Origin of the sequence: Labrys sp. 22185, assembly GCF_052045555.1 — a bacterium.
GTDB lineage: Bacteria > Pseudomonadota > Alphaproteobacteria > Rhizobiales > Labraceae > Labrys > Labrys neptuniae.
Genome location: NZ_JBQEPH010000019.1, coordinates 125168 through 134225 on the forward strand (window position 1 = coordinate 125168; position 9058 = coordinate 134225).

Annotated in this window: 9 protein-coding genes; 8 read left to right on the top strand and 1 reads right to left on the bottom strand. The window is 59.8% G+C overall.

What is annotated here, in order from left to right; all coding sequences use genetic code 11:
* Positions 1-249: 249 nt before the first annotated feature.
* The 5 genes from ACTJKX_RS27615 (at position 250) to ACTJKX_RS27635 (ending at position 3978) form a co-directional block, all read left to right on the top strand.
* Positions 250-1014 carry an amino acid ABC transporter ATP-binding protein gene (locus ACTJKX_RS27615; protein WP_440727196.1) on the top strand — a complete coding sequence of 255 codons (765 nt, stop codon included), beginning with the start codon at positions 250-252 and terminating at the stop codon, positions 1012-1014.
* 2 nt (positions 1015-1016) lie between these two features.
* The gene (locus ACTJKX_RS27620; RefSeq protein WP_440727197.1) at positions 1017-1655 is read left to right on the top strand and encodes an amino acid ABC transporter permease; all 639 of its coding nucleotides are present in this window, start codon (positions 1017-1019) and stop codon (positions 1653-1655) included.
* Positions 1655-2317, top strand: coding sequence for an amino acid ABC transporter permease (locus ACTJKX_RS27625; RefSeq protein WP_440727198.1), 663 nt, complete (start codon positions 1655-1657; stop codon positions 2315-2317). Before ACTJKX_RS27620 ends, ACTJKX_RS27625 begins: the two co-directional genes overlap by 1 nt.
* Before the next feature lie 56 nt (positions 2318-2373).
* Complete coding sequence (locus ACTJKX_RS27630) at positions 2374-3180, top strand: ABC transporter substrate-binding protein (protein ID WP_440727199.1); 807 nt, start codon at positions 2374-2376, stop codon at positions 3178-3180.
* 63 nt (positions 3181-3243) lie between these two features.
* Positions 3244-3978 carry an aspartate/glutamate racemase family protein gene (locus ACTJKX_RS27635; protein WP_440727200.1) on the top strand — a complete coding sequence of 245 codons (735 nt, stop codon included), beginning with the start codon at positions 3244-3246 and terminating at the stop codon, positions 3976-3978.
* 45 nt (positions 3979-4023) lie between these two features.
* On the opposite strand, the gene ACTJKX_RS27640 is transcribed toward ACTJKX_RS27635, so the two are convergent.
* A complete protein-coding gene (locus tag ACTJKX_RS27640) occupies positions 4024-5010 on the bottom strand; it encodes a LysR substrate-binding domain-containing protein (RefSeq protein ID WP_367626478.1) in 987 nt (328 codons plus the stop codon).
* 94 nt (positions 5011-5104) lie between these two features.
* On the opposite strand from ACTJKX_RS27640, the gene ACTJKX_RS27645 reads away from it, so the two are divergent.
* The 3 genes from ACTJKX_RS27645 to ACTJKX_RS27655 all read left to right on the top strand — a co-directional run.
* Positions 5105-7546: a GcvT family protein gene (locus ACTJKX_RS27645; protein ID WP_440727201.1), complete on the top strand. Its 2442-nt coding sequence runs from the start codon at positions 5105-5107 to the stop codon at positions 7544-7546.
* 33 nt (positions 7547-7579) lie between these two features.
* Entirely contained in the window at positions 7580-8329 is a 750-nt protein-coding gene (locus ACTJKX_RS27650) for an electron transfer flavoprotein subunit beta/FixA family protein (protein ID WP_440727202.1), read from the top strand.
* Between the two features lie 19 nt (positions 8330-8348).
* Positions 8349-9058: electron transfer flavoprotein subunit alpha/FixB family protein (locus ACTJKX_RS27655; protein WP_440727203.1), on the top strand; the 710-nt coding region annotated here is incomplete at its 3' end.

Below are 9058 nucleotides of genomic sequence, written 5' to 3' on the forward strand. Positions count from 1 at the left end.
GCACATTTTTTTCCTACTCCTCCACTGCTACCCCTCATGCTAAAACCGTTTTAAATATAAGTAAAAAACGCCGAAGGGGAAATAAAAACTATAATAAATGACAAGAATTAGCTCGATAAAGACTATGTTTCTTTTTTGTATCGGAATATTGAATATAGGGGAGGAATTCGATGGGATACAATGCGTATCTACTTGTTAAAGTCACAGCGAGGAGCAGAAGAATTGTACTAATTCAGGAATCATAAGGCGATGAAAAAAGAGAATAACAATTCACTCATTCGCCTTGATTCCATTAGCAAACATTATGGAACACTGACGGTCCTCGATAAAATCGACCTTGACATAAAGGCAGGCGAAGTCCTTGCGATCATAGGCCCGAGTGGTTCGGGGAAAAGCACATTGCTCCGGTGCGTCAACTACCTGGAGCGGCCGGACGGCGGCACGATCACAATTGGTCCAACAACCATCAACGCCGCACGGCCAGTCTCCCGTGAGGAATTGTCAGGCCTGCGTCGACGCGTCGGCATGGTCTTCCAGTCCTTCAACCTCTTCCCCCATATGTCGGTGCTTCGGAACGTCAGCCTTCCTCAGGAACGGGTTCTCGGCCGCAAGCGCGCCGAAGCCGATGAGCGGTCGTTGCAACTGCTCAGCCGAGTCGGACTTGCCGACAAGGCATCCCAGTTTCCAGTCCGCTGTTCGGGTGGCCAGCAACAGCGCATTGCCATCGCCCGCGCGCTCGCGCTCGATCCGGAAGTGATGCTGTTCGACGAGCCGACCTCCGCTCTTGATCCTGAATTGGGGCTCGAAGTGCTCGCAGTCATGCGCGCACTCGCGGACAGCGGCATGACGATGATTGTCGTGACGCATGAAATGGGATTTGCCGAGAACGTGTCCGATACGGTCATGATCATGGCAGATGGTCGGATCGTCGAAAAAGGCCCGTCGGCCCAAGTCATGCGTAATCCGCAGCATGAGCGGACGCAGCGATTTTTGCGCGCGGTGCATGACCGATGAGCATGGCCTATACAACGATCTTTCTCCGGGGCTTGGCCTGGACGGCAGCCCTGACCCTGGGCTCCTTCATCATTGGAGCGATATTGGGTGCGCCGCTCCTGGCGGCGCGTACGAACCGCCTGGCCTTGGTGCGCGTGCCTACCCTGATCGCCATCCAGATCATTCGGGCCATACCGCCGATGCTCTGGCTGTTCATCATCTTTTTTGGTGTCGGGATGTCCTACTTTCCGATCAGTCCCTTCGTGGCCGCCTTGTGCGGGCTCGGCCTGATCGCCGGCGCCAACATGGCGGAGATTTATCGCGGCGCGCTGAATGCCGTCCATGCCGGCCAATGGGAGGCATGTGCTGCGCTCGACCTCGGTCGCTGGTCGACAATGAAGGATATTATCGCTCCCCAGGCTCTGCGGGTGGCGATACCAACGACCGCCAGTTACCTCATTGGTCTCATGAAGGAAACCGCTGTCGCCTCCACCATAGGGGTGGCGGAACTCGCCTATCAGGGCAATCAGCTTTCGCAGTTGACGTATAGGGGCTTGGAAATCTTCGCCGTGGTCGGGCTCTTCTACATCTTGTTGAGCCTGCCGGTGGCCTGGCTTTCGCGCAAGGCGGATGCCGCCCTTCGAAGCAAGGTGGCGCGCTGATGTTTCCCACATATGACGAATTCCTCTCTTGGATGCCGCAACTGCTGGCGGGCTTCTCCATCAGCCTTCAGATCACGGCCTTAAGCCTTCTTCTCGGGATTCCCTTCGGACTCCTGCTCGCCCTTGGCGTGATGGTCCGCAACAAGGCCCTGCGAGCCCTTTGCCTGTTCCTGGTCGAAGTGGGGCGCGGCGCGCCCGCGCTGGTGCTTTTGCAATTCATCTATTTCGGCTTGCCCAGCCTGAACTTCACGATCGAATCATTCGCCGCGGCGATCATCGCCCTGGCCTGGAACACCGGCGCCTATACGAGCGAGATCATGCGGGCCAGCCTGTTGTCCATACCGCAGGGGCAGCGTGAAGCTTCAGAGGCGCTTTGCTTCACCCGAATAGACGAACTGCGCTTCATCCTCCTGCCTCAAAGTTTGCGAGTCGCTCTGCCGGCCCTATTGGGATTTTCGATCCTGATCTTCCAGGGTACGTCACTCTGCTTCGCAATCGCTCTGCCGGAACTGGTCAGCAGCGCCTATGAGATCGGCTCGACCACATTCCGATACTTTCCAGCTCTTCTGTGCGCTGGCGCCCTCTACGCCTGCGTATCGATACCAGCCGCCCTCTTCGTGAGTCATGTCGAGAGGCGGGCGGGCCTCTATGCCCAACGTTAACCCGCATTGAAAGGAAGCCCAGCGTGCCTTCAAATAAATCAAAGGCTTATACTATCTTGGCAGCCGCTGCCGGCTTGGCCGCCTGCGTGCAGCTGGCGTCGGCGCAAGATTGCACGCCCAAGCACAAGTTCACCACCATCGCACCTGGAACCTTGACCGTCGCCGTGACAACCTACGCGCCGCATTCGTTCATGGATCAGACTGGCACGATGAAAGGTATCGATGGAGACATCGCTGCCGATTTCGCCAAGCGAGAATGTCTGACGGTGAAAGCCGTGGCTGTCGATCCCGCCGCAGCGATCCAGTACATCCTCTCAGGCCAGGCCGACATCACGACCGGCGATTGGTATCGCACCGCGGAGCGAGCAAAGGTCATGAGCCTGTCCGCGCCCCTCTATACGGACCAGATGGCGATCTATTCGAAGGAAGGCTTCAAGCAGGTCGCAGATCTGCAAGGCAAGAAAGTCGGCACCGTCCAGGGCTATCTCTGGGTCGCCGACCTGAAGACCATGCTGGGCTCGTCGCTGAAGCTTTATCCCAACTCGGTCAACATGCAGCAGGATTTGTTCGCGGGCCGTATCCAGGTTGCCGTCGACGGCTATTCCACCGGCGTCGTCGCCGCGCAGAAAGGTGCCTTGAAGGACGTCAAGGTCGAGATCGCGGCACCCGATGATCGCGTGAAAGCCACGAAGGAAGCCGCTCAGGCCGCCTTCCCCTACTCCATGAAGGCGACTGACCTTGGCCAGGCCCTGGATGCCGATATCGCGGCGATGCATCAGGACGGCACCATCGTCAAGATCCTGAAGTCCTACGGTCTCGACGGTACCGCAGCCGATACCGGCGCTCCGCGCCTGGTTCAATAGCCGGGCCAGGGGAGCAGAACTATCTTCTGCTCCCCCTTTTTTGATGACACTGAGACAATAACGATGAGTGTGTACAAGGTTCGGCGCAAGTCCCAGTCCTGGTACGGCGAGCAGATCGGCATTCTCATACTGGATGCCGCTTATCCCTGCATTCCCGGCAATGTCGGCAACGCAACCACCTATGACTATCCCGTGCGGTTCCAGGAGGTGCGTGGCGCTTCCATCGATCGGCTGCTGAACCAGCGCGATCCAGCTCTGAAGGAAGCTTTCGTGGAAGCCGCGGTCGAATTGAGGGACAGAGGCGTGCGGGCCATCACCGGTGCCTGCGGGTTCATGGCTTACTTCCAGGAGGAGGTGGCGGCAGCGGTCGACATTCCGGTCTTCCTGTCCAGCCTCATGCAGATACCCTTCATGCATGCGCTTTGCGGCGGCAGTGTCGGTATCATCACGGCGGACGCCTCACGGCTAACGCCACGGCATTTTTCAGCCTGCTCGGTGCCCGGCGACATTCCCCTTGCAATCGCCGGCATGGAGGGCCAGACGGAATTTCGGGGAGCGATTCTCGAAGAAAAGGGTACGCTGGATTCTGACGAAATCGAACGCGAGGTGACCGAGGTCGCCAGCAAATTGGTAGAGCAACATCCCCAGGTGCGTTCCATCCTCTTGGAATGCAGTGATCTGCCGCCTTATGCGCATGCCGTACAGGCAGCTACCGGACGGCCGGTTTTCGACTTCATCACGATGATCAACTATGTCCAGCAAAGCCTTGTTCGTCGTTCGTATGCCGGCAACATGTAAGGTTCGGAACCCCGACCATAGGCACCATCCAGCGCCGACGGACCCCTATCTCTTTCCCTCGGGCGGAACTGAGGGGGGTGCGCTCTGTGCATTCGCGGATGTTCCGCCGATCATGCGAATGGGTGCGTCCGCGTTCTGCTGGAGCAGCCAGTCCCGAAACAGCATGGCCGCTGGTTTGGCGGGACGTTGTGTCGGCATGATGAGATAGATCGCCTGCCCCGAACGATGCACGGCATCGATCGGGTAGACCAGGCGTGCCGCCTCGACATGGTCATGGACGAGATGCTTCCAGCCGAGCGCTATGCCTTGGCCAAGAACCGCGGCTTCGATCGATCCAAGGGCATCGGTAAAAACGAAATCCTGGCGAAGACGCGGCAGGGGCACGCCCTGACGTGTGAGCCATTCCCGCCATCCCAAGCGCGTACGATGCCGCTCCTCGAAATGCAGAAGCGGGTGGCTCAGTAGATCAGCGGGCGTATCGATGGCGCCATGATCCCGCAAATACTCCGCATTGCAGACCGGCGCGACTTCCTCGGTCACGAAATGCCATGCCTCCAGCCCCGGCCACTTGCCGTTGCCCAGCCTCGCGGAAATATCGATGTCCTCTTCGTTGAGGTCTTGGTCGTCGCGGCTGCTTTCCTCGATACGCAGGACAATGTCCGGATGCCGGGACTTGAAATCCTTCAGGCGCGGCAAAAGCCATAGCTGCACGAACGAAGCGGAAAACGACACTCTGACCGTGTCGTTCGAATGCCTGGTTCTCAGCGACGTCAGCACCATGTGCAGATGATCGAAGGCCTGCTGCGTTTCCTTGTAGAATCTGTGTCCTTCAGCGGTGAGTTCCAGGCGCGCATTTTCACGTCTGAACAGTTTCAGACCGGTCGCCTCTTCCAGAAGTTTAATCGTCTTGCTGACCGCTGGCTGCGATACGTTCAGTTCTTGGGCGGCGGCCGTGAAACTTCTTCGCCGCGCCGCAGCTTCAAAGACGAACAGGTAATTCGCGGAGGGGACCAGGGATCGCAGTCTATGCATGAATTGAAGTTATGCTTTGGTGCATTTTTTTGCAACGTCACAAACGGCGGATGGCTTTGTAGTCTCACATGAAATCTTATTGGGATCGGTATTCATGCAGACTCATGCTCGAGCGGTCGTTATCGGTGGCGGCTGCGTTGGCGCGGCCATTTTATATGGCCTGACCAAGCGAGGTTGGACCGATATAGCGCTGCTGGAACGCACGCAGTTGACCGCTGGCTCGACCTGGCATGCCGCCGGGCTTATTCCTTCCTATGCCCGCAGTATCAATATCGGGCGTATGATCGCCAAGACGATTGAAATTTACGAGCAGTTGGAAGCCGAAACAGGGCAGCATGTCGGCTGGCACAAATGCGGTCAGCTCCGGGTCGCCAATACGCGTGATCGCCTCGACGAATACAAGAGCTACATGAGTGTAGCCGAGGTCCAGGGGATCCGGGCGGAGTTGGTAACTCCACAGGAAATCAAGGCGCTCTGGCCGCTGCTGGAGAACAATCATGAGATGCTTGGTGCACTCTATCATCCCGATGATGGGCATATTGCACCCGCCGACGTGACCCAGGCCATGGCCAAGGGCGCTCGCGACCGCGGTGCCAAGGTCCATCTCAACACCGAAGTACGCGGCTTCGAACGTCTTATGAGCGGCGAATGGAAAGTTCTGACGAACAAGGGCGAGATCGTCTGTGAACATATCATTTCCGCGACCGGCAACTATGCCCGGCAGACCGGCGCGATGCTGGGGTTGGAGATTCCGGCCATTCCGATCCTTCATCAGTACTGGATCACCGATACCGTTCCGGAGATCGCGGATCGCAAGCGGCAGGGTCTGCGGGAAATGCCGATCCTGCGCGACGAAGCCTTCGAAGGCTATCTACGAGAGGAAGGCGACGGCCTGATGTTCGGTCCCTATGAGAAGACCGAGCATCTCAAGCTCTTCGCCGAAAATGGCGTTCCGGAGTGGTTCGGAGCTGATCTCGTCGAGGAGGATTTCGACGCCGTGGCATGGAACTGGGAGCGCGCGATGGACCTCGTTCCAGCGCTCGGGCGGGTCGGCATCAAGGCCAATGTGCGCGGCCCCTTCCAGATGACGGCCGACGAATTGCCTCTGATGGGGCCTGCCTGGGGATTGGAAAATGTCTGGCTCGCTGAAGGCGTGCCGGGAGGTATCCTCTGGGGCGGGGCGATCGGCTACTACCTCTCCGAGCGGATCGTCGAGGGCGGGAACAGCCTGGATACGTCCGAACTGGATCCGCGCAGATTCGGCGACTATGCCAACAAGGAGTGGACACGCCGCAAGGTCCGCGAGAGCTGGGGCACGCATGCCGAGCAGCATTATCCTGGGCAGGACATGCCCGCCGCCCGTCCGCAGAAGACTGCTCCCTCCTATGACATTCTCACCGGGCGGGGCGCCGTCTGGGGCGTCTTGAATGGCTGGGAAATGCCGAACTGGTTCGCGCCGGCGGGGATAGAGGCCCAAGATCAGTACAGCTGGCGCTGGACCGAGAAGGGACAATATGTCGGCGAAGAGGTTCATGCCGTCCGCAATGGCGTTGGCCTTGTCGAGATGACGCCGATGACAAAGTTCGAGGTGTCCGGTCCCGCCGCCGAAACATGGCTCGACGGCATTCTAGCCAATCGCCTGCCCAAGACAGGACGAGTCAATCTTAGTCATCATCTGACGCGGTCGGGCGGAGTGCAGGCCGAGTACGTCGTTGCGCGGATTGCCGACGACATGTTCTACCTGGTTTCGACGCCTAAGGCCGAGCGCTGGAATTTCGATGACCTGTCCCGGCTCTTGCCCAAGGACGGCGGCGTGCAACTGCGGAATGTAACCAACGAGCGCGGTTGTTTCACGATCGTCGGGCCGAAAGCACGCGATGTGCTTCAGGAACTCACCGAGATCGATCTTACCAACGAGGCCTTTGCCTGGTTCAGCGTCAGGTCCGGCACGGTCGGCCTTGCAAGCGACGTTCGCCTGCTGCGCGTCAACTACGAGGGTGAGCTTGGCTGGGAACTTTATCACCCGCTCTGCTACCAACGCCACCTTCTTGAGGCTTTGTTGGAGGCGGGCGAGCCGCATGGCTTGCGACTGGTTGGCCTGCACGCGCTTGAATCGCTGCGGCTGGAGAAATCCTATCGCGCCATGTCTCGCGATATGAACCCAGAATTGACAGCGTGGGAAAGCAGCCTGGATCGGTTCATCCGGCTCGACAAGGCGGATTTCACTGGTCGGGACGCGCTCATCCGCCAGAAAGAACAGGGAATTCGCCAGCGTTCCGTTACGATTTCCATCGACACCGATGGAGCAAGCTCTCTCATCTACGAAGGCGTCTATCACAACGGCAAGCTTGTCGGTCGCATCACGTCCGGTGGTTATTCCTACACCCTCGGGCACGACATAGCCTTTGCACTGCTGCCGGTGGAACTGGCTGATCCAGGTACCAAGCTCGAAGTACCAATCCTCGGCGATATGCGCAGAGCGCAGGTGATTTCAGAGTCCCCCTACGATCCTCAAGGCTTTCGCAGCCGCATGTAACGTTGCCCAATGCAAACTCAGGGAAACGAAAAAATGAAAGTGCTCGTGCCCGTGAAGCGGGTGGTCGACTACAATGTGAAGATCCGCGTCAAGGCCGATGGTTCGGGTGTCGATCTCAACAATGTCAAGATGTCGATGAACCCCTTCGACGAGATCGGCGTGGAGGAAGCGCTGCGTCTGAAGGAAGCCGGCAAGGCGAGCGAAGTGGTGGTGGTTTCGATCGGCCCGGCCCAGGCGGCCGAGACGCTGCGCTCGGGCCTGGCCATGGGTGCCGACCGCGGCATCCTGATCAAGACCGATGCCACCGTCGAGCCCCTGGCGGTGGCCAAGCTCCTGAAGGCGGTGATCGGCAACGAGAACCCGGGCCTGGTCATCCTGGGCAAGCAGGCCATCGACGACGACATGAACGCCACCGGCCAGATGCTGGCGGCGCTGCTGGGCTGGCCGCAGGGCACCTTTGCCTCCAAGCTCGAGGTCGGCGGCGACAAGATCGACGTTGTCAGAGAGGTCGATGGCGGCCTGCAGACGGTTGCGCTCAACCTGCCGGCGATCATCACCACGGATCTGCGCCTCAACGAACCGCGCTATGCTTCGCTGCCCAACATCATGAAGGCCAAGAAGAAGCCGATCGACGAGACCAGCCCGGAGGCGCTGGGCGTCGACATCGCCCCGCGCCTGACCGTGGTGAAGACGGTGGAGCCGCCGGCGCGCCAGGCCGGCAAGAAGGTCGCCTCGGTGGCCGAGCTGGTCGACAAGCTCAAGAACGAAGCCGGCGTCATCTGAGCGCAGGAGGATTGATATCATGACCACTCTTCTCATCGCCGAGATCGACGCCACCGGCCTCAAGGACGTCACCAACCGTGCCCTCACCGCCGCCAAGGAACTCGGTGGCCCGGTGCATGTGCTGGTGGCCGGCGCCAACGCCCAGGCTGCCGCCGAACAGGCCGCCAAGCTGCAGGGCGTCGAAAAGGTCCTGGTGGCCGATGCCGCCTATGAGCATCGCCTGGCCGAGCCGACGGCGGCCCTGATCGTCAGCCTGGCCGGCGGCTATGACGCCATCGTGGCGCCCTCGACGGCGGCCTGGAAGAACGTGCTGCCGCGCGTCGCCGCCCTGCTCGACGTCATGCAGATCTCCGACATCGTCAAGGTCGTCTCGTCCGATACGTTCGAGCGGCCGATCTATGCCGGCAACGCCATCCAGACCGTGACCTCGGTCGACGCCAAGAAGGTGATCACCGTGCGCACCGCCTCCTTCGCCGCCACCGGCGAAGGCGGTTCGGCGGTGGTGGAACCGGCAGCGGCCGCGGCCGATCCGGGCCTGTCGACCTTCAAGGGCGAGGAACTGGCCAAGTCCGACCGTCCGGAACTGGCCTCGGCCAAGATCATCATCTCGGGCGGGCGGGCCATGGCCAACCGCGAGAACTTCGCCACCTATATCGAACCGGTGGCCGACAAGCTCGGCGCCGCCATGGGGGCCTCGCGCGCCGCGGTCGATGCGGGCTATGCCCCCAA